Here is a 21,452-nt window from a genome sequence, read left to right as displayed (position 1 = left end):
TCAGGCCTCCGTGCCGAGTTGTTCGAATGCGGAAAATGGGATCGGGTCCACCGGGAAGCGCGGACGCAGCCAGCCCACGTCCGGACGTCCAGTGGCGCTGCGCAAGCGGTCGCTGCAGTAGCCGACGCACATGCGCCCCTGGCAGTCGCCCATGCTTACCCGGGTACGCATCTTCAGGCTGGCCATGTCCTCCACGCCCTGCTCCAGGGCCAGGTCGATCTGATCGCGAGTGACGTTTTCGCAACGGCAGATCACCGTGTCGGCCTGAGGCAGCTGGATCTGCGCCGCGCCGCGCGCGGTGTAGCGTTCCACCCCAGAGCGGAAGCGCTTGATCGCCGCCAGCTTGCCGAGGAAACGCTCACGGCGCTCGATCGCCTGCTCGGCATCGAGCTTGCCCATCTGCTGCAGCATCGACACCGCGGCGATACGCCCGGTGAGCATCGCTGCCTCACCACCACGAATACCGGCCATGTCGCCGGCCAGGTGAATGTTCGGCTGGCTGCTCTGCTGCCACACGTTGCACTCGGCGCGCAGGTAGCCGTCCTCGCTGAAACCATGGGCCAGGCCCAGTTGCTGGCTGAGCTGGGTCCGCGGAATGAAGCCGTAGCCTACCGCCAGGGTGCGCACCTGCTCGCGCTGGATGCGGGTCATGTCCGGCTGCCAGTCCTGGGTGTAAGGGGCGACCTGGACCTCCTGCAACTCGCCGTCACCCGTGGCGCCCACCACGCCCCAGCCATAATGCATGGGGATGCCGTTGAGCTTCATGTAGGCCAGCATGCTCAGGCCATCGAGGAACAGCTGCGGCTTGTTCATCAACGCCAGGCTTTCCTTGGCGATACGGTTGAACGAGCAGGCTTCGTACACGCCGGCTACCTTGGCGCCGGCGGCGTGCAGCTGGCAGGCGACCAGCGGCAGCAACGGCCCGGTACCGGCAATCAGCGTGCTACCCAGTGGCTTGACCACGCCGCTCTTGATCTGTAGCTGCAAGCCGCCGAGCAGGATCACACCGGGCAAGGTCCAGCCGGGGAACGGCACGTTGCGCTCGTGGCATCCGGCGGCCAGCAGCAGGTGCGAGTAGTCGATCTCGTGCAGTTGCTCGTCAGCGTCGAGGACCATCAGCCGTTGATCGTCCCCGCCCACCACGCGATGGTTCAGGCGCAGGTCGATGCGCTCGGCGCAGGCGGCGAAATCTTCATGCAGCTTGGTCAGGGCCTTGGTGTAGCGCGGCCCCAGGTAGCCCAGGTCGACACCCGCGCGCAGCGGGCCACGATAGACCACGCCACCGGGGCGCGAGGCCTCGTCGAACAGCAGGCAATCCACGCCATGTTCAGCCAGCTCGATGGCGGCGCCCATTCCGGCCGAACCACCACCGACGATCACGGGACGAAGGCTCATGGGTGGGCCTCCTCTTGCACGCGGTTGACCTCGGTCTCGATGCTCATGCCCGGCTTGACGATGGTCTGGCAGGCGCGACGCTTGGGACGACCATCGATCTGCACCAGGCAGCAATGGCAGACGCCCATGCCGCAGTAGGCACCGCTGAGCTGGCCATGATCGTTACGCGCCAGCTGGCGCAGGCCAACGGCGTTGAGCACGCTGAGTACGGTTTCGCCGGCACTGGCGACCGCAGGCAGGCCATTGACCAGCAGGGTAATTTCAGCGCCTTCCAATGGCTGGATATCGTGCTTTCGTTGCAGCGTCTGCATTTCCTGTCGTCCTTGATGACTGATGGGTCGGGCGACGTTAGGGCAAACAACGAGGGAAAACATTGATCCATGCCAGAGGCACGCTTAAGAAATGTCCTACAGCGACAGACGTACAATCGCGTAGGATAAGAGCGCTACAAATCCATTGTCGAACACTCAGAAATAAAAAGCCCCTGGCGGACCAGGGGCGTTCGGTAGCCTTGCTTCGACAGCCGTGGGGTTACTCCACGGTCACCGACTTGGCCAGGTTACGCGGCTGGTCGACGTCGGTGCCCTTGAGCACGGCGACGTAGTACGACAGCAGTTGCAGCGGAATGGTGTAGAGGATCGGCGCCAGCGCATCGTTGATGTGCGGCACGTTGATCACATGGGTGCCCTCGCCGTTGCTCATGCCAGCGTGCTCGTCGGCGAACACCACCAGCTCGCCGCCACGGGCGCGCACTTCCTGCAGGTTCGACTTGAGCTTCTCCAGCAGCTCGTTGTTCGGCGCCACGGTCACCACCGGCATGTCGTTGTCCACCAGCGCCAGCGGGCCATGCTTGAGCTCGCCGGCCGGGTAGGCTTCGGCGTGGATGTAGGAGATCTCCTTGAGCTTGAGCGCGCCTTCCATCGCCACCGGATACTGGGCACCGCGGCCGAGGAACAGGGTGTGGTGCTTGTCGGCGAACAGCTCGGCGATCTTCTCGACCACGCCATCCATCGCCAGCGCTTCGCTCAGGCGGGCCGGCAGGCGGCGCAGCTCGTCCACCAGCTCGGCTTCGACACCAGCTTCGAGGGTGCCGCGCACCTGGCCGAGGGCCAGGGTCAGCAGCATCAGCGACACCAGCTGGGTGGTGAAGGCCTTGGTCGAGGCGACGCCGATCTCCGGCCCGGCCAGGGTCAGCAGGGTCAGGTCGGATTCGCGCACCAGCGAGCTGATGCCCTTGTTGCAGATCGCCAGGCTGCCGAGGAAACCCAGCTCCTTGGCATTGCGCAGGGCTGCCAGGGTGTCGGCGGTCTCGCCGGACTGCGAGATGGAGACGAACAGGGTGTCCGGCTGCACCACCACCTTGCGGTAGCGGAATTCGCTGGCCACTTCCACCTGGCATGGGATGCCGGCCAGGCTTTCCAGCCAGTAACGGGCGACCATGCCGGCGTGATAGCTGGTGCCGCAGGCGACAATCTGCACGTTGCGCACCTTGGCGAACAGCTCGGCGGCCTGTGGACCGAAGGCCTGGACCATCACGTGGTCCTTGCCCAGGCGCCCTTCCAGGGTACGCTGCACCACGGTGGGCTGCTCGTGGATTTCCTTGAGCATGAAGTGGCGGTAGTTGCCCTTCTCGGCGGCTTCGGCGCCTTCGTGGTACTGCACCGTCTCGCGCTGGACCGGATGACCGGCCTGATCCCAGATCTGCACCTGGTCACGGCGGATCTCGGCGATATCGCCTTCTTCCAGGTACATGAAGCGGTCGGTGACCTGGCGCAGGGCCAGTTGGTCCGAGGCCAGGAAGTTTTCGCCAAGGCCCAGGCCGATCACCAGCGGGCTGCCGCTGCGGGCGGCGACCAGGCGATCCGGCTGGCTGGCGCTGATCACCGCCAGGCCATAGGCGCCGTGCAGGCGCTTGACCGCGGCCTTGAGCGCGTCGGTCAGGTCGGGAATGTCCTTGAGCAGGTGGTGGATCAGGTGGACGATGACTTCGGTGTCGGTCTGCGAGACAAAGGCATAGCCCAGGCCCTTGAGCTCTTCACGCAGCTCTTCGTGGTTCTCGATGATGCCGTTGTGCACCACCGCCACGTCGTGCCCGGAGAAATGCGGGTGGGCATTGTTTTCGGTCGGCGCGCCATGGGTCGCCCAGCGAGTGTGGGCAATGCCCAGCTGGCCGGCCAGCGGGTCGGCGCTCACGGCGCCTTCCAGTTCGCTGACCTTGCCGATACGGCGGCGACGCTCGAGCGCGCCTTGCTGGTTCAGCACGGCCAGGCCAGCGCTGTCATAACCACGGTATTCCAGGCGCTTGAGGCCTTCGATGAGGATGGCTGTGATATTGCGCTCGGCAACGGCACCAACGATTCCACACATAAGATGTTGCTCCTAGCTGATAGCGGCGCAGATAAGGGTGATGCCGCGGGCTTGAATCCGGTCGCGCGCCTCGGCGGGCAGGCGATCATCAGTAATCAGGGTGTTGACGCTGCCCCAGGGCAGCTCGAGGTTGGGGATCTTGCGACCGACCTTGTCCGACTCGACCATGACGATCACCTCGCGCGCCACCTCGGCCATGACCCGACTCAGCCCCAGCAGCTCGTTGAAGGTGGTGGTGCCACGCTCCAGGTCGATGCCGTCGGCACCGATGAACAGCTGGTCGAAGTCGTATGAGCGTAGTACCTGCTCGGCCACCTGGCCCTGGAAGGACTCAGAGTGCGGGTCCCAGGTGCCACCGGTCATCAGCAGCACGGGCTCATGTTCCTGCTCGCTGATGGCGCGGGCCACATTGAGCGAGTTGGTCATCACCACCAGGCCTGGCTGGCGCCCGAGCTGCGGGATCATCGCTGCCGTGGTGCTGCCACTGTCGATGATGATGCGTGCATGCTCGCGAATGCGATCGACCGCTGCCCGGGCGATGGCCTGCTTGTAGAGGGACACCGGCTGGACCGTATCGCCCAACAGCTCCTGGGGCATGGTCACCGCGCCACCGTAGCGGCGCAGCAGCAGACCGTTGGCCTCCAGGGCGTGGAGATCCTTGCGGATGGTCACTTCGGAAGTTTCGAAACGCTTGGCCAGGGCATCGACGCTCACCTCGCCCTGCTCGTTGAGCAAGGCCAGGATATTGTGGCGGCGCTGGGGGGTGTTTCGTTTCGACATGTCGGTTTAAGTTTCGATTCGAAAGATAAGTGGTGCAATCAAAACCTAAGATGGACGATTCGTCAAGTTTATCTCTGCTTCGGCACGGTCCCTGTAGGAGCGGCCTTGTGCCGCGATGGGGCGCGCAGCGGCCCCAATGGAATTCACCTTGGCACCCAATAAAAAGCCGGCTTATTCACATAAGCCGGCTTTCGATCGAAAGCGCTGTGGATAACTCAGCTCTTCTTGATCTTCTCCGGCCGCTTCCAGCCTTCGATGTTGCGCTGGCGCGCACGGGCCACGCCCAGCTGCCCGGCTTCAACCGTCTGGGTGATGGTAGAGCCCGCCGCGGTAGTGGCCCCCGCCTGGATTTCCACAGGTGCCACCAGCGAGTTGTTGGAACCGATGAACACATCCTCGCCCATCACCGTACGGAACTTGTTGGCGCCGTCGTAGTTGCAGGTGATGGTGCCAGCACCGATATTGGTACGGGCACCAACCTCGGCATCACCCAGGTAGGTCAGGTGACCGGCCTTGGCGCCCTCGCCCAGGTGCGCGTTCTTCAGCTCGACGAAGTTACCCACATGGGCACGAGCTTCCAGGACGCTACCTGGACGCAGACGGGCGAACGGGCCGGCATCGCTGCCCTCGCCCAGCATCGCGCCTTCAAGGTGGCTGTTGGCCTTGACCACCACGCCCTTGCGTAGGGTGCTGTCCTTGATCACGCAGTTGGGGCCGATCTGCACGTCGTCCTCGATCACCACCTTGCCTTCGAGAATGACGTTGATGTCGATCAGCACGTCGCGGCCGACCGTCACCTCGCCGCGTACATCGAAGCGCGCCGGATCACGCAGCGTGACACCCTGGGCCATCAGGCGGAGGCCTTCACGCAGTTGATAGTGACGCTCGAGCTCCGCCAGCTGGCGGCGGTCGTTGGCGCCCTGCACTTCCATCGGATCGTGGGGCTGCTCGGTGGCGACCACCAAGCCATCGGCCACGGCCATGGCGATCACGTCGGTGAGGTAGTACTCGCCCTGGGCGTTGTTGTTGGACAACCGGCCCATCCAGTCGGCCAGGCGTGCGGCAGGCATGGCGAGGATGCCGGTGTTGCCTTCCTTGATCGCCTTCTGCGCTTCGCTGGCATCCTTGTGCTCGACAATCGCGGTCACGTTGCCCGCTGCATCTCGGACAATGCGGCCGTAGCCGGTCGGGTCCTGCAAGGTCACGGTGAGCAGACCGAGCTGCTGCTCGCTGACCTTGGCCAGCAGACGCTGCAGGGTCTCTACCTCGATCAGCGGCACATCGCCGTAGAGCACCAGCACGGTATCGGCGGTGATGGCCGGCAACGCCTGGGCCACGGCATGGCCGGTGCCCAGTTGCTTGTCCTGCATGACGAAGTTCAGATCGTCGGCTGCCAGGCGCTCACGTACCAGCTCGGCGCCATGGCCGATTACCACGTGAATACCTTCGGGCTGCAACTGGCGCGCGCTGTGGATAACGTGGCCAAGCATGGAATTGCCGGCGACCGGGTGCAGTACCTTCGGCAGCGCGGAGCGCATGCGGGTGCCTTGGCCTGCGGCGAGAATGACGATATCGAGGGACATTGACTGGCTACCAATCCTGGGCGGTCAGGGACGTGACCGAAGGGGAAATTCTGAAAAAGAAAAAGGGTAGCCGAGGCTACCCTTTAACTCAATCGCAACGGCGGTAAGCGGCCAAGGCCGGATTACTTGCCTTTGCGCAATTGCTGGACAGTACGCAGCTGAGCTGCAGCCTCGGCCAGACGTGCGGCAGCAGCACCGTAGTCGAAGTCCGAGCTTTTCGCGTTCAGCGCGTTCTCAGCAGCCTTGAGGGCTTCCTGAGCCTGAGCTTCGTCCAGGTCGGCAGCGCGCTGCACGGTGTCGGCAAGAACCTTGACCATGTTCGGCTGCACTTCGAGGAAGCCACCGGAGATGTAGAACACCTCACGATCGCCACCTTGCTTGGTCAGCGTGATCGGACCAGGCTTGAGATTGGTGATCAGCGGCGCGTGGCCCGGAGCGATACCAAGATCACCCAGGTTACCGTGCGCGACTACCATCTCGACCAGGCCGGAGAAGATCTCTCCTTCCGCGCTGACGATATCGCAATGGACTGTCATAGCCATCTGCTTGCCTCAACCTGATTAGCGCCCCTTGCGGGGCGCCGGGATTACAGTTTCTTGGCTTTCTCGATCGCTTCGTCGATGCTGCCGACCATGTAGAACGCTTGTTCTGGCAGGTGGTCGTAGTCACCTTTGAGGATGCCGCTGAAGCCAGCGATGGTGTCCTTGAGCGAAACGTACTTGCCTGGCGAGCCGGTGAAGACTTCGGCCACGAAGAACGGCTGCGACAGGAAGCGCTGGATCTTACGAGCGCGGGCAACCAGTTGCTTGTCGGCTTCGGACAGCTCGTCCATACCCAGGATCGCGATGATGTCCTTCAGCTCTTTGTAACGCTGCAGAACATACTGAACGCCACGAGCGGTCTCGTAGTGCTCGGTGCCGATCACGTTCGGGTCCAGCTGGCGCGAAGTCGAGTCCAGTGGGTCGACCGCTGGGTAGATACCCAGGGAAGCGATGTCACGGGACAGAACGACGGTGGCGTCCAGGTGGGCGAAGGTGGTCGCTGGCGACGGGTCGGTCAGGTCGTCCGCAGGTACGTATACGGCCTGGACGGAGGTGATCGAACCTTCTTTGGTCGAAGTGATACGCTCTTGCAGAACGCCCATCTCTTCGGCCAGGGTCGGCTGGTAACCTACTGCCGAAGGCATACGGCCCAGCAGTGCGGATACTTCGGTACCGGCCAGGGTGTAACGATAGATGTTGTCGACGAACAGCAGAACGTCGTTACCTTCGTCACGGAACTTCTCAGCCATGGTCAAGCCGGTCAGCGCTACGCGCAGACGGTTTCCTGGTGGCTCGTTCATCTGACCGTAGACCAGCGCTACCTTGTCGAGAACGTTGGAGTCCTTCATCTCGTGGTAGAAGTCGTTACCCTCACGAGTACGCTCACCCACACCAGCGAACACGGAGTAACCGCTGTGTTCCATGGCGATGTTACGGATCAGTTCCATCATGTTCACGGTCTTGCCGACGCCGGCACCACCGAACAGACCAACCTTACCACCCTTGGCGAACGGGCAGACCAGGTCGATAACCTTGATGCCGGTTTCCAGCAGGTCGTTGCCGCCCGCCTGGTCGGAGAACGAAGGCGCTGGCTGGTGGATACCGCGACGCTCTTCTTCGCCGATTGGACCGGCTTCGTCGATCGGGTTGCCCAGGACGTCCATGATACGGCCCAGGGTTGCCTTGCCGACAGGTACCGAGATGGCAGCCTTGGTGTCGACGACATCCAGACCGCGCTTCAGACCTTCGGTCGAGCCCATCGCAATGGTACGAACCACGCCGTCGCCCAGCTGCTGCTGAACTTCCAGGGTGGTTTCCGCGCCTTGTACTTTCAGCGCGTTGTAAACACTCGGCACGGCATCACGTGGGAATTCCACGTCGATGACGGCGCCGATGATTTGAACGATACGTCCGCTACTCATAGCTGGATCCTCTGAATTTTTGAACCGTTAAACCGCGGCAGCGCCGCCGACGATTTCCGAGATCTCCTGGGTGATCGCAGCCTGACGCGCCTTGTTGTAGATCAACTGAAGCTCTTTGATCAAATCACCGGCGTTGTCTGTGGCGTTTTTCATGGCGATCATCCGGGCCGCTTGTTCAGCAGCGTTGTTCTCGACCACCGCCTGGTAGACCTGCGACTCCACGTAACGCACCATCAAGCCGTCCAGCAGCTCTTTTGCGTCGGGTTCGTACAGGTAGTCCCAGTGGTGCTTGAGTTCCTGATCCGGGGTTGCCACCAACGGTACCAATTGCTCGACCGTCGGTTTTTGGGTCATGGTGTTGATGAACTTGTTCGAAACCACCGAGAGGCGATCGATGCGGCCGTCCAGGTAGGCGTCCAGCATCACCTTGACGGAGCCGATCAGATCATTGATCGAAGGCTCTTCGCCCAGATGGCTGATCGCGGCTACGACGTTACCGCCAAAGATGCGGAAGAAAGTCGCACCCTTGCTGCCGATCACGCACAGGTCGATTTCAACGCCCTGTTCGCGGTTTTCGTTCATGTCCTTGACCAGGGCCTTGAACAGGTTGGTGTTCAAGCCACCGCACAGACCACGGTCACTGCTCACCACGATATAACCAGCGCGCTTTACAGGGCGCTCGATCATGAACGGGTGGCGGTATTCCGGGTTGGCGTTGGCCAGATGACCGATCACCTGGCGGATACGCTCCGCGTAAGGACGGCTAGCAGCCATGCGCATTTGTGCCTTGCGCATCTTGCTGACCGCCACTTTCTCCATGGCGCTGGTAATTTTTTGCGTGCTTTTGATGCTCGCAATCTTACTGCGAATCTCTTTTGCGCCTGCCATGTATCACCTATCAGGTTAGCAAGCGGGGGCCGGAGCCCCCGCTGCGGCTTACCAGGTCTGGGTGGCCTTGAACTTCTCGATGCCGGCTTTCATGCCAGCGTCGATTTCGTCGTTGAAGTCACCCTTCACGTTGATCTTCGCCATCAGTTCGGCGTGATCACGGTTGAAGTAGGCGATCAGAGCTTGTTCGAAGCTACCGACCTTGGCGACTTCTACGTCGGTCAGGAAACCACGCTCAGCGGCGTACAGCGACAGGGCCATGTCGGCGATCGACATTGGCGCGTACTGCTTCTGCTTCATCAGCTCGGTAACGCGCTGACCATGCTCCAGCTGCTTGCGGGTAGCCTCGTCCAGGTCCGAAGCGAACTGGGCGAATGCCGCCAGTTCACGGTACTGGGCCAGGGCGGTACGGATACCACCGGACAGCTTCTTGATGATCTTGGTCTGGGCGGCACCACCAACACGGGATACCGACACACCGGCGTTAACGGCAGGACGGATGCCTGCGTTGAACATGGCCGATTCCAGGAAGATCTGACCGTCGGTGATCGAGATCACGTTGGTCGGAACGAACGCGGAAACGTCGCCAGCCTGGGTTTCGATGATCGGCAGAGCGGTCAGCGAGCCAGTCTTGCCGGTTACGGCACCGTTGGTGAACTTCTCGACGTACTCTTCGGAAACGCGCGATGCACGCTCCAGCAGACGGGAGTGGAGATAGAACACGTCGCCTGGGTACGCTTCACGTCCTGGTGGACGGCGCAGCAGCAGGGAGATCTGACGGTAGGCAACGGCCTGCTTGGACAGGTCATCGTAAACGATCAGGGCGTCTTCACCGCGGTCACGGAAGAACTCGCCCATGGTGCAGCCGGCGTACGGGGCCAGGAACTGCAGTGCGGCGGATTCCGAGGCACTGGCAACGACCACGATGGTGTTGGCCAGGGCGCCAGCTTCTTCCAGCTTGCGAACGATGTTGGCAACGGTGGAACGCTTCTGGCCGACTGCAACATAAACACAGAAAATACCGGAGTCTTTCTGGTTGATGATGGCGTCGATGGCCATGGCGGTCTTGCCGATCTGACGGTCACCGATGATCAGCTCGCGCTGGCCACGGCCGACAGGGATCATGGCGTCGACGGACTTGTAGCCAGTCTGTACAGGCTGGTCTACCGACTTACGCCAGATCACGCCTGGAGCTACTTTCTCGACCGCGTCGGTCTGGGTGTTGCCCAGAGGACCTTTGCCGTCGATCGGGTTACCCAGTGCGTCGACGACGCGACCCAGCAGTTCCTTACCAACCGGAACTTCCAGGATACGGCCGGTGCACTTGGCGCTCATGCCTTCGGCGAGGGTGTCATAGGCACCCAGGATCACTGCACCTACGGAGTCTTGCTCCAGGTTCAGGGCCATGCCGAATACGCTGCCAGGGAACTCGATCATTTCGCCGTACATGACGTCGGCCAGACCGTGGATCCGCACGATGCCGTCGGAAACCGAAACGACGGTACCTTCGTTACGGGCTTGGGAGCCGACATCGAGGTTGTCGATGCGGCCCTTGATGATTTCACTAATTTCGGAAGGATTGAGTTGCTGCATTGCTCTGCTGCCCCTTCAAACTCAAGATTTCAAGGCTTCGGCCAGTTTCGCGATCTTGCCGCGAACCGAACCGTCGATTACCAGGTCGCCAGCGCGGATGACGACGCCGCCGATCAGGCTGGCATCCTCCGACGCGTGCAGGCGCACTTCCTGGCCTAACCGTGCACTGAGAACCTTGGCGAGTTTGTCTTGCTGTTCTTGGTTCAACGCAAAAGCACTGGTGACTTCCACGTCCACGGACTTCTCTTGCTCGGCCTTGTACAGGTCGAACAGAGTCGAAATCTCCGGCAGAAGCAGGAGACGTTCGTTTTCCGCGGCAACATGAATGAAATTCTGTGCCTTGGCGTCAAACTTGTCACCGCACACTTCAATGAATGCGGCGGCCTTTTCTGCGCTAGTCAGTTGCGGGGCCTTGAGCAGGCGCTGCATGGTGTCGTCTTGCGACACCGCAGCAGCCAGGCCGAGCATGGCTGACCAATTGGCCAGTTGCTGATGGGCCTGGGCATGCTCGAAGGCAGCCTTAGCGTAAGGTCGGGCCAACGTGGTCAGTTCTGCCATGATCGCCCTCGCTTAAATTTCAGCGGCCAGTTTGTTAACCAGCTCCGCATGCGCGTTTTGATCGATTGTGGCGCCAAGGATCTTTTCAGCACCGCCAACGGCCAGGGCACCCACTTGGGCACGCAGGGCGTCTTTGACGCTGTTCAGTTCCTGTTCGATCTCGGCTTGAGCCTGAGCCTTCACACGGTCAGCTTCGACGCGAGCCTGTTCACGGGCTTCCTCGACAAGCTGAGCAGCGCGTTTCTTGCTTTGCTCAATGATTTCGGCTGCCTGTGCCTTCGCTTCACGCAGTTGCTGACCCGCTTTCTCTTGGGCCAGCTCCAGGTCGCGAGCTGCGCGGTTGGCAGCGTCCAAGCCGTCGGCAATCTTCTTTTGGCGCTCTTGCAGGGCAGTGATGACCGGAGGCCATACGTACTTCATGCAGAAGAGTACAAAAATCAGAAAAGCAACGGATTGGCCAATCAGGGTTGCATTAATGTTCACGCCAACACCTCGCTCGGTCTTTGTCCATCACACCAATCAACTCGTAGGAACGAGTGATTAGCCGGCGATCTGACCAACGAAGGGGTTCGCGAAGGTGAAGAACAGAGCGATACCAACACCGATCATGGTTACGGCGTCGAGCAGACCGGCAACGATGAACATTTTGACCTGCAGCATCGGAACCATTTCTGGCTGGCGAGCAGCGCCTTCCAGGAACTTGCCGCCCAGCAGGCCGAAACCAATGGCGGTACCCAGAGCACCCAGGCCGATCAGCAGAGCAACAGCGATAGCGGTCAGACCAACTACAGTTTCCATCTTTCCTCCCGACTTTTACGTCGTATTGGTTAGGTTTTTAGTTTGAAGCGGTAAAACAAATCGTTTGGTACAGCATGCCCTTGCGGACTTTTTAAGCCCTCCCCCCAAACGGGCGGGGAAGGCTATCAGACACGCCAGGCGGTCTTAATGGTTATCTTCGTGAGCCATCGACAGGTAGACGATGGTCAGCATCATGAAGATGAAAGCTTGCAGGGTGATGATCAGGATGTGGAACACAGCCCACGCCCACTGCAGCACCACACCCAGGCCGCTCAGCCACAGCAGGCCGGAGCCGAACATCACGGCGATCAGGATGAACACCAGCTCGCCGGCGTACATGTTGCCGAACAGACGCAGTGCCAGCGAGATCGGCTTGGCGATCAGGGTGACGAACTCGAGCAGGAAGTTGACCGGGATCAGCAGGATCTGCACGAAGATGTTCTTGCTGCCGAACGGGTGCAGGGTCAGCTCGCCGATGAAGCCACCCAGGCCCTTGACCTTGATGCTGTAGAAGATGATCAGGGCGAACACGCAGAAGGCCATGGCCAGGGTCGCGTTCGGGTCGGTGGTTGGCACCGCACGGAAGACGAGGTGCGGGTCACCGGAGATCCAGGCCGCCGCTTTCGGAATCCAGTCGACCGGCACCAGGTCGATGGCGTTCATCATGAACACCCAGACGAAAATGGTCAGTGCCAGCGGGGCGATCACCGGGCTACGGCCGTGGAAGGAGTCCTTCACGCTGCCGTTGACGAAGTCGACCAGCACTTCAACGAAGTTCTGCAGACCGCCAGGTTGGCCGGAAGTCGCCTTCTTGGCCGCCATGCGGAAGATGAACAGGAAGATCAGACCCAGCGCGACGGACCAGCCCAGGGTGTCCACGTGGAACGCCCAGAAGCCCATTGCCTTGGCTTCTGCAGCCGAATGGGCGAAGCCCCAGCTGCCGTCTGGTAGTTGACCGTAGGTCAGGTTCTGCAAGTGGTGCTGGATATAACCCGAAGCGGTTTCTTCTGCCATGGTTGCCTCAAACGCCCTAAGGTCTCGAAAGTCTTTTATTCATCAGCAGGGGCGCGAACCAGCTGACCAAAAGGGTCAGCACGAAGACGCCGAATACTGCCAACGGCGCCAATGGCTTCACTCCTGCGAAGGTCAGTGCAAACAGCACTGCCGTCAAAATCATCTTGCCTGCCTCGCCCGCGTAGAACGACTTGACGATGGCCTGCGCCGCCCGGGCTCCGCTGAAGCGAAAAGCCTTCCAGGCGAAATACACATTGGGCAGCCAGGCAATCAACCCTCCGCAGAGGCCTGAATATCCACTGACCGCCCCTTTCCACTGCCACAACACCAGCGTTGCCAGCAGCAGGACGACAAATTGAGCCAGCAGTACCGGAAAAACCGCCCAGCGATGGAAAGGCAGGCGGTTTGGCGTGCGGATTTCCATCACAACTGCTCCTCTAAAGTCGACCGCCTAGTCAGCAATGACTTGGCATAATTTGTGCCGACAAAATGCGCGCAGAGTATAGGGGTGGATTAACCCCTATTCAACTCTTCGGTAGTGATTTCCGACTGCGCGCTACAACAGGAATTGTTTCAGCGGATGTGAGCAAGCACGCCCTGCAACTCGTCAAGGGAGTTATAGCGAATAACCAACTGACCTTTGCCCTTGTTGCCATGGCGAATTTGTACCGCCGAGCCCAGGCGCTCTGCCAGACGCTGTTCGAGACGGGCAATGTCCGGATCAGGTTTGCTCGCCTCGACCGGCTCAGGTTTGCCATTGAGCCACTGGCGCACCAGTGCCTCGGTCTGGCGCACGGTGAGCCCGCGTGCGACAACATGACGCGCCCCTTCTTCCTGGCGATCTTCCTCGAGGCCGAGCAAGGCGCGGGCATGGCCCATCTCCAGGTCGCCGTGGGCGAGCATGGTCTTGATCGCCTCCGGCAGCGAGATCAGGCGCAGCAGGTTGGCCACGGTTACCCGCGACTTGCCGACGGCGTCCGCCACCTGCTGCTGGGTCAGCTCGAACTCCTGCTGCAGGCGCTGCAGGGCGAGCGCCTCTTCCAGCGGGTTGAGGTCCTCGCGCTGGATGTTCTCGATCAGCGCCATGGCGATGGCGGCTTCGTCGGGCACTTCGCGGACCATGGCCGGAACGGTGTCCAGGCCAGCCTGCTGGGTGGCGCGCCAGCGCCGCTCACCGGCGATGATCTCGTAGCGGTTGTCGCCGATCGGGCGCACCACGATCGGTTGCATGACGCCGTGGGTGCGGATCGAGTGCGCCAGTTCCTCCAGCGCCTCGGGATCCATGTCGCGACGCGGCTGGTACTTGCCGCGCTGGATCAGCTCGACCGGCAGGTGTTGCAGTTCCTTCTGGTCGATCTTGACAGCCTGCGCCTCGAGCGCGCTGACGGAAGGACCACTGAGCAGTGCATCCAACCCACGTCCGAGACCGCGTTTCTTGATGGCCATGCGGATTCCTTAAGTTGTCTGTGCAATGCGTGATGGACGGCGCTGACGGCGAACCAGTTCCCCGGCCAGCGCCAGATAGGCGAGCGCGCCGCGGGATTGCTTGTCGTAGGCCAGGGCCGGCATGCCGAAGCTCGGCGCCTCGGCCAGGCGGATGTTGCGCGGGATCACCGTGTCGTACAGCTGGTCGCCGAAGTGTTCCTTGAGCTGCGCCGATACATCGTTGTTCAGGCTCAGGCGCGGGTCGTACATGGTCCGCAGCAGGCCTTCGATCTTCAGCTCCGGGTTCAACCGGGCAGCGATGCGCTTGATGTTATCCACAAGGTCGCTGAGACCTTCCAGCGCGTAGTACTCGCACTGCATGGGGATGATCACGCCATCGGAGGCGACCAGGGCGTTGAGCGTCAGCATCGACAGCGACGGTGGGCAGTCGATGAGGATGTAGTCGTAGTTCTCACGGATCGGCGCCAGCGCGTTGCGCAGGCGGCTCTCCTTCATCTGCATTTCCAGCAGGACCACCTCGGCGGCGGTCAGGTCGCGGTTGGCCGGCAACAGCTGGTAACCGCCGTGCTCGGAGTAGTGCATGGCCTGGGCCAGGTCGCATTCCCCGATCAGCAGGTCGTACACCGAGTGCTCGAGCTCGTGTTTATCCACACCGCTGCCCATGGTGGCGTTGCCCTGTGGATCGAGGTCGATCAGCAGCACGCGACGCTTGGTCGCGGCCAGCGATGCGGCGAGATTGATGCAGGTGGTGGTCTTGCCCACACCACCCTTCTGGTTCGCGATTGCGAATACCTTAGCCATTGTTGCGTGTGTTCCCAGTCATGCCTTGCGGCGCAGTATCAGCAGATGGCGCTGGCCCTGGCAACCTGGAACGGTCAGGGCCTGCTCGCTTTCCACTGTGAAGTCTGCGGGCAATGCTACCAGTTCGTCGGCAGGATGCAGCCCCTTCATTGCAAGCCATTGCGTGCGGGCGTCACCCAGGTGGCGGGTCCAGTTGGTGAAATTCTCCATGCTGCTGAACGCTCGGGAAACGATCCCGCAGAACGGCTGCCCGGGCTGGACCTCTTCCACCCGGCTGTGGATAACCGTGAGGTTGTCCAGTTTCAGTTCCATCTTCACCTGGGTGAGGAAACGGGTCTTCTTGCCGTTGCTGTCCAGCACCGTCACCTGTTTGTGCGGATGCAGGATGGCCAGCGGAATGCCCGGCATGCCGCCGCCGCTGCCGACATCCAGCCAGCGCTGGGTGTCATTGTGGATAAACGGCATGACACTCAGGCTGTCGAGCAGGTGGCGCGAGACCATCTCGTCCGGGTCGCGCACCGCGGTCAGGTTGTAGGCCTTGTTCCATTTGATCAACAGGGCCAGGTAGCCCAGCAGCAACTCATGCTGCTGCGCGCTCAGCTCGACACCAAGCTGGCGCGCACCTGTGGACAACTCTTCGGCGTGTTGCGGGGTGACCGGGGAACTCAAGCGCTTTGCTCCAATTCGCGGCCTGCGCCGCGTTTTTTCAAGTGAATCAGCAACAGGGAAATCGCCGCCGGGGTGACACCCGGAATGCGCGAAGCCTGGCCCAGGGTCTCCGGGCGGGTCTGCCCGAGCTTGCCCTGGATCTCCTTGGACAGGCCGGAAATCGTGGTGTAGTCGATATCCACAGGCAGGCGCGTGTCTTCGCTGGCGCGCAGCCGGGCGATCTCGTCCTGTTGGCGGTCGATGTAGCCGGCGTACTTGGTCTTGATCTCGACCTGCTCGGCAACCTGTGGATCGATCACTTCACCGCCGGTCGCCTCGATCAAGCCAGCGTAGTCGACTTCCGGACGGGCGAGCAGGTTGAGCAGGCTGTATTCATGGGCCAGCGGCGTGCCGAACTTATCCACAACAGCTTGGCCCTGCGGCGTACCCGGACGAACCCAGGTGCTCTTCAGGCGCTGTTCTTCACGCTCGATGCCTTCGCGCTTGGCGCAGAACGCAGCCCAGCGCTGGTCGTCGACCAGACCCAGTTCGCGGCCTTTCTCGGTCAGGCGCAGGTCGGCGTTGTCTTCGCGCAGGATCAACCGGTACTCGGCACGTGACGTGAACATGCGGTACGGCTCCTGGGTCCCCAGGGTGATCAGGTCGTCGACCAGCACGCCGATGTAGGCCTCGTCGCGGCGCGGGCACCAGCGTTTCACGGCCCTGGGCACGCAGCGCGGCGTTGGTCCCGGCCAGCAGGCCCTGGGCGCCGGCCTCTTCGTAACCGGTGGTGCCGTTGATCTGGCCGGCGAAGAACAGGCCGCCGATGACCTTGGTCTCGAGGCTGTACTTCAGGTCGCGCGGGTCGAAGTAGTCGTACTCGATGGCATAGCCCGGACGGACGATGTGGGCGTTTTCCATGCCGCGGATCGAGCGGACGATCTCCAGCTGCACGTCGAACGGCAGCGAAGTGGAAATACCGTTGGGGTACAGCTCGTGGGTGGTCAGGCCTTCCGGCTCGATGAACACCTGGTGGCTTTCCTTGTCGGCGAAGCGATGGATCTTGTCCTCGATCGACGGGCAGTAGCGCGGGCCGATGCCTTCGATCACGCCGGAGTACATCGGCGAACGGTCGAGGTTCGAGGCGATGATCTCGTGGGTGCGGGCGTTGGTGTGGGTAATCCAGCAGCTCACCTGGCGCGGATGCATTTCGGCATTGCCCATGAACGACATCACCGGGATCGGCGTGTCGCCCGGTTGTTCTGTCATCACCGAAAAGTCCACGGAACGGCCATCGATGCGCGGCGGCGTGCCGGTCTTCAGCCGGCCGACGCGCAGCGGCAGTTCACGCATGCGCTGGGCCAGGGCGTTGGCGGGTGGATCGCCGGCGCGACCACCGGAGTAGTTCTGCAGACCAATGTGGATAAGTCCGCCGAGGAAGGTGCCGCTAGTCAGGACCACGGAGTCGGCGAAGAAGCGCAGGCCCATTTGCGTGACCACGCCCTTGACCTGGTCCTGCTCGACGATCAGGTCATCGCAGGACTGCTGGAATATCCACAGGTTCGGCTGGTTTTCCAGGATTTCGCGCACCACCGCCTTGTAGATGGCGCGGTCGGCCTGCGCACGGGTGGCGCGTACGGCCGGGCCCTTGCGGTTGTTCAGGATGCGGAACTGGATGCCGCTCTTATCGGTGGCCAGCGCCATGGCGCCGCCGAGCGCATCGATTTCCTTGACCAGGTGGCTCTTGCCGATGCCGCCGATGGCCGGGTTGCAACTCATGTGACCGAGGGTTTCCACGTTGTGGGTCAGCAGCAGGGTTTTCACACCCATGCGTGCGGACGCAAGCGCAGCCTCGGTACCGGCATGGCCGCCGCCGATGACGATCACTTCAAAACGGGAAGGGAAATCCACCACGCACCTCGTGCCTGTTTTTGCGAATAGAGAAGGTAAGCGGACAAGTATAGGGACTTACCGCCCTTCAAAGAAACCTTCTGAGCAAAAAATGAGCAGGCTGTGGATGAGTGGCAGGCAAAAGAAAACAAAGAGGAAAAATTTAAAAAAGCTTTGTTTTTATGTTTATGTTTAGGGCCCATCCTGTCTGTGCATAAGTCTTCCAAGGCCACAGAATACGGCATGTACAGAGAATCAAAACCCTGTGTCGAAACAGGCCTGTGGGCTCTGGATAGCGCTGTTTAACCTGTGGATGAATGTGCCTGTTACCCACAGGGCGGTTTGTCCTCAGAAAAAAAGCCCGGTTATCAACGGAGCTGAGGCCGAGTTTTCCACAGAGCTCCCGAGTCAGGACTTTAATCTGTGGATGACGTCGTGGGAGCGAGCTTGCCTCGCGAAGCAGGCTTACAGATTTGGCAACGGCTGCACCGGTGTTCGTGGGTCAGGCCCGCTCCCACAAACCTGAATCACAGGCAAAAAAAAGCCGCTCCAGACAGGAGCGGCCTTGTTATCGAAGGGCTGTGGACTATTTGCCGATGCAGAAGCTCGAGAAAATCCTGCCAAGCAGGTCGTCCGAACTGAACGCCCCGGTGATTTCACCCAGCGCCTGCTGTGCCTGGCGCAGATCCTCCGCCAACAGCTCTCCGGCGCCAGCCAGGGTCAGCTGCGCACGACCATGCTCCAGGTGCTCACTGGCCTGGCGCAGCGCTTCCAGGTGCCGGCGACGGGCGCTGAAGCTGCTCTCCGCGGTCTGTTCATACCCCATGCAGGCCTTGAGGTGGTCACGTAGCAGGTCCAGCCCCATGTCGTCTTCGCGGGCACTCAGGGTAATGGTTACATGCCCATCGTCACTCTGCTCCATGCCGACACGTTCACCACTCAAGTCGGCCTTGTTACGGATGAGCGTGACCTTTGCCACATCTGGTCGTTGATCCAGGAATTCCGGCCACAGCGCAAAGGGATCACTGGCTTCCGGTGCGGTCGAGTCGACGACCAGCAGCACCCGATCAGCCTCGCCTATGGCCTTGAGCGCCCTTTCCACCCCGATCTTTTCCACATGGTCATCGGTATCGCGCAGACCGGCGGTGTCGACCACATGCAACGGCATGCCATCGATGTGGATATGTTCGCGCAGGATGTCCCGGGTGGTGCCGGCGATATCGGTGACGATCGCCGCCTCGCGTCCGGCGAGCTGGTTGAGCAGGCTCGATTTGCCGGCGTTCGGCCGACCGGCGATGACCACCGTCATGCCGTCACGCAACAGGGCACCCTGCCCGGCCTCACGCTGCACTGTGGACAACTCGCTGCGCACGTCATCGAGCATGCGCAACACATGGCCGTCAGCGAGGAAGTCGATTTCTTCCTCAGGGAAGTCAATTGCGGCCTCGACGTAGATGCGCAAGGCAATCAGCGCTTCGGTCAGCCCATGCACGCGCTTGGAGAACGCTCCTTGCAACGAACGCAGGGCATTACGGGCAGCTTGCGTGGAGCTGGCTTCGATCAGGTCAGCGATGGCTTCGGCCTGGGCCAGGTCGAGCTTGTCGTTGAGGAACGCACGCTCGCTGAACTCGCCCGGGCGTGCCAACCGGCAGCCCAGTTGCAGGCAACGCTGCAGCAGCATGTCCATGACCACCGGCCCCCCGTGGCCCTGCAGCTCCAGCACGTCTTCGCCAGTGAACGAGTTCGGCCCGGGGAAGAACAGCGCGATGCCTTCGTCCAGGACCAGGCCATCGGCATCGCGGAACGGGCCGTAGTGGGCATGGCGCGGGGTCAGCGCGCGGCCGGTGACGGCCTGCCCGGCCTGGCTGGCCAGCGGCCCGGACAAGCGGACGATGCCGACCCCACCGCGGCCCTGGGCGGTAGCGATGGCGGCAATGGTTTCACGCACAGTGTTCATGCTCGAAAGCCTCTACAACGAATTCGTCAGATAGCAAAAACGCCCCACTAGGGGGCGTTTTTATTCACAGGCAAACAGGCTTGCCCGTCAAGCGGCAGCTTTCTTGGTCGCTGCCTCGATGCTGCGGGTGATGTACCACTGCTGTGCGATCGACAGGCAGTTGTTCACAACCCAGTACAGCACCAGACCGGCCGGGAACCACAGGAAGAAGAAGGTGAAGATGATCGGCATCATTTTCATCACCTTGGCCTGCATCGGATCCGGCGGGGTCGGGTTCAGACGCTGCTGGATGAACATGGTGGCGCCCATGATGATCGGCAGGATGAAGAACGGATCCTTGATCGACAGGTCGGTGATCCACAGCATCCACGGTGCCTGGCGCATCTCTACGCTTTCCAGCAGTACCCAGTACAGGGCCAGGAACACCGGCATCTGTACCAGGATCGGCAGGCAGCCGCCCAGCGGGTTGATCTTCTCTTTCTTGTACAGCTCCATCATCGCCTGGGACATCTTCTGGCGATCGTCACCGAAGCGTTCCTTGAGCTGGGCCAGTTTCGGCGCCACGGCACGCATGCGCGCCATCGAGCGGTAGCTGGCGGCCGACAGCGGGAAGAACAGGCCTTTGATCAGCATGGTCAGGACAATGATCGACCAGCCCCAGTTGCCGAGCAGGCTGTGGATATGTTGCAGCAGCCAGAAGATCGGCTGGGCGATGAACCACAGGAAGCCGTAGTCGACGGTCAGTTCCAGGCCTGGGGACAGTTCCTTGAGCTTGGACTGGATCTTGGGACCGGCATACAGCATCGCGCTGGTTTCGACCTTACCGCCGGCAGGGACGTCAAGCGCAGGGCCGGTGAAGCCGATGATGTAGTTGCCCTGGCTGTCCTTGCGGGTCTGGACGGCGTTGTTGTCCGACTTGCTCGGGATCCAGGCGGTCACGAAGTAGTGCTGCAGCCAGGCGACCCAGCCGCCGGTCACATTTTCTTTCAAATTGCCCTTGTCGATGTCTTTCATCGACACTTTCTTGTACGGCTCGGAAGCTGTCCACAGGGCGGCGCCCAGGTAGGTGGCCGTACCGGTGGCAGTGCTCGACGACGGATCGGAGCTGGCGTCGCGCTTGAGCTGGGCAAACATGTTGCCGCTCCAGGCCTGGCCGCTCTGGTTGTCGATCAGGTAGCTGACGGTCAGGTCGTACTCACCGCGCTTGAAGCTGAAGCGCTTGATGTAGTTGACGCCGTTCTCGCTGAACTTCAGGTCGACGGACAGTTGGTCCTGACCGTCGGCAAGCTGGAAGCTCTTCTGTTCGGCGGCGTACAGCGGGCGACCCGTGGAGCGGGCGTCCGGGCCGTTGGTGCCGGTCAGGCCGCTCTGGGCCAGGTACACGCGCTCGCTGCCATTGTCGAACAGCTGGAACGGAATGTCCGGATGGTCCTGGCGACGTGGGTACTTCGGCAGGTTCAGCTGGACGATGTCACCACCGACCGGGTCGATAGCCAGGTCCAGGACATCGGTCTTGATCCGGATCAGGTCCTTGCTGACCGCGACCGGCGCCAGTTCAGCAGGGCTGGATTCAGCATTGGCGCTCGGCACATCGGCGCTTGCACCGGAGTTGCCGGCCGGCACGGTGTCCGGCAGGGCCGGGGCAGCATTGCTGGCAGCAGCATTCTGAGTCGGCAGGGCAGCCTGGCCATAGTCCTGGTTCCACTTGAGGACCATGACATAGGACACGATTGCCAGGGCGACGATCAGGATCGTGCGTTTAATATCCATG

General features: G+C 61.5%; 19 protein-coding genes and 1 pseudogene. All 20 read right to left on the bottom strand.

The annotated features are described in order from the left end of the window. The 20 genes and pseudogenes from hcnB to yidC all read right to left on the bottom strand — a co-directional run bounded on the left by hcnB (nucleotide 1) and on the right by yidC (nucleotide 21,451). Nucleotides 1–1,395, bottom strand: a complete 1,395-nt coding sequence (gene hcnB, locus ACZ899_RS19580) for a cyanide-forming glycine dehydrogenase subunit HcnB (protein WP_186712253.1) — start codon at nucleotides 1,393–1,395, stop codon at nucleotides 1–3. Continuing rightward, nucleotides 1,392–1,706: a cyanide-forming glycine dehydrogenase subunit HcnA gene (gene hcnA / locus ACZ899_RS19575; RefSeq protein ID WP_234560803.1), complete on the bottom strand. Its 315-nt coding sequence runs from the start codon at nucleotides 1,704–1,706 to the stop codon at nucleotides 1,392–1,394. Before hcnA ends, hcnB begins: the two co-directional genes overlap by 4 nt. A 220-nt stretch (nucleotides 1,707–1,926) precedes the next feature. After that, complete coding sequence (gene glmS / locus ACZ899_RS19570) at nucleotides 1,927–3,762, bottom strand: glutamine--fructose-6-phosphate transaminase (isomerizing) (RefSeq protein WP_234560802.1); 1,836 nt, start codon at nucleotides 3,760–3,762, stop codon at nucleotides 1,927–1,929. Nucleotides 3,763–3,774: 12 nt separating this feature from the next. Further along, entirely contained in the window at nucleotides 3,775–4,542 is a 768-nt protein-coding gene (locus ACZ899_RS19565) for a DeoR/GlpR family DNA-binding transcription regulator (protein ID WP_234560801.1), read from the bottom strand. 215 nt (nucleotides 4,543–4,757) lie between these two features. Then, nucleotides 4,758–6,125 carry a bifunctional UDP-N-acetylglucosamine diphosphorylase/glucosamine-1-phosphate N-acetyltransferase GlmU gene (gene glmU / locus ACZ899_RS19560; RefSeq protein WP_234560800.1) on the bottom strand — a complete coding sequence of 456 codons (1,368 nt, stop codon included), beginning with the start codon at nucleotides 6,123–6,125 and terminating at the stop codon, nucleotides 4,758–4,760. A gap of 122 nt (nucleotides 6,126–6,247) precedes the next feature. Continuing rightward, a complete protein-coding gene (locus ACZ899_RS19555; protein WP_011536500.1) occupies nucleotides 6,248–6,667 on the bottom strand; it encodes a F0F1 ATP synthase subunit epsilon in 420 nt (139 codons plus the stop codon). A 44-nt stretch (nucleotides 6,668–6,711) separates the two neighbouring features. Further along, entirely contained in the window at nucleotides 6,712–8,088 is a 1,377-nt protein-coding gene (atpD, locus tag ACZ899_RS19550; protein ID WP_028690019.1) for a F0F1 ATP synthase subunit beta, read from the bottom strand. A gap of 27 nt (nucleotides 8,089–8,115) precedes the next feature. Next, a complete protein-coding gene (atpG, locus tag ACZ899_RS19545; protein WP_028690020.1) occupies nucleotides 8,116–8,976 on the bottom strand; it encodes a F0F1 ATP synthase subunit gamma in 861 nt (286 codons plus the stop codon). A gap of 48 nt (nucleotides 8,977–9,024) precedes the next feature. Continuing rightward, nucleotides 9,025–10,569, bottom strand: coding sequence for a F0F1 ATP synthase subunit alpha (atpA, locus tag ACZ899_RS19540; RefSeq protein WP_050707597.1), 1,545 nt, complete (start codon nucleotides 10,567–10,569; stop codon nucleotides 9,025–9,027). Nucleotides 10,570–10,590: 21 nt separating this feature from the next. Then, nucleotides 10,591–11,127, bottom strand: a complete 537-nt coding sequence (locus ACZ899_RS19535; RefSeq protein ID WP_023628561.1) for a F0F1 ATP synthase subunit delta — start codon at nucleotides 11,125–11,127, stop codon at nucleotides 10,591–10,593. A 12-nt stretch (nucleotides 11,128–11,139) separates the two neighbouring features. Beyond that, nucleotides 11,140–11,610, bottom strand: a complete 471-nt coding sequence (locus tag ACZ899_RS19530; protein ID WP_023383136.1) for a F0F1 ATP synthase subunit B — start codon at nucleotides 11,608–11,610, stop codon at nucleotides 11,140–11,142. Between the two features lie 57 nt (nucleotides 11,611–11,667). Further along, nucleotides 11,668–11,925, bottom strand: coding sequence for a F0F1 ATP synthase subunit C (gene atpE, locus ACZ899_RS19525; RefSeq protein WP_003097235.1), 258 nt, complete (start codon nucleotides 11,923–11,925; stop codon nucleotides 11,668–11,670). Between the two features lie 144 nt (nucleotides 11,926–12,069). Beyond that, entirely contained in the window at nucleotides 12,070–12,939 is an 870-nt protein-coding gene (atpB, locus tag ACZ899_RS19520; RefSeq protein ID WP_046857652.1) for a F0F1 ATP synthase subunit A, read from the bottom strand. 16 nt (nucleotides 12,940–12,955) lie between these two features. After that, nucleotides 12,956–13,363, bottom strand: coding sequence for a F0F1 ATP synthase subunit I (locus ACZ899_RS19515; protein ID WP_008092225.1), 408 nt, complete (start codon nucleotides 13,361–13,363; stop codon nucleotides 12,956–12,958). A gap of 149 nt (nucleotides 13,364–13,512) precedes the next feature. Continuing rightward, entirely contained in the window at nucleotides 13,513–14,385 is an 873-nt protein-coding gene (locus tag ACZ899_RS19510; RefSeq protein WP_110736140.1) for a ParB/RepB/Spo0J family partition protein, read from the bottom strand. A gap of 9 nt (nucleotides 14,386–14,394) precedes the next feature. Then, entirely contained in the window at nucleotides 14,395–15,186 is a 792-nt protein-coding gene (locus tag ACZ899_RS19505; RefSeq protein WP_011536509.1) for a ParA family protein, read from the bottom strand. A gap of 18 nt (nucleotides 15,187–15,204) precedes the next feature. Next, on the bottom strand, nucleotides 15,205–15,855 hold the full coding sequence (gene rsmG, locus ACZ899_RS19500) for a 16S rRNA (guanine(527)-N(7))-methyltransferase RsmG (protein ID WP_234560799.1): 651 nt from the start codon (nucleotides 15,853–15,855) through the stop codon (nucleotides 15,205–15,207). After that, nucleotides 15,852–17,745: pseudogene (gene mnmG, locus ACZ899_RS19495) on the bottom strand (tRNA uridine-5-carboxymethylaminomethyl(34) synthesis enzyme MnmG). Before mnmG ends, rsmG begins: the two are co-directional and overlap by 4 nt. A 565-nt stretch (nucleotides 17,746–18,310) precedes the next feature. Then, on the bottom strand, nucleotides 18,311–19,681 hold the full coding sequence (mnmE, locus tag ACZ899_RS19490) for a tRNA uridine-5-carboxymethylaminomethyl(34) synthesis GTPase MnmE (RefSeq protein WP_234560798.1): 1,371 nt from the start codon (nucleotides 19,679–19,681) through the stop codon (nucleotides 18,311–18,313). Nucleotides 19,682–19,768: 87 nt separating this feature from the next. Further along, the gene (gene yidC, locus ACZ899_RS19485) at nucleotides 19,769–21,451 is read right to left on the bottom strand and encodes a membrane protein insertase YidC (RefSeq protein WP_050707603.1); all 1,683 of its coding nucleotides are present in this window, start codon (nucleotides 21,449–21,451) and stop codon (nucleotides 19,769–19,771) included. Nucleotide 21,452 lies beyond the last annotated feature (1 nt).

This window comes from Pseudomonas sp. TE31087, from assembly GCF_057284075.1.
The sequence above is the reverse complement of the archived record's forward strand: the minus strand, read 5'-3'. Positions and strand labels throughout refer to the sequence as shown.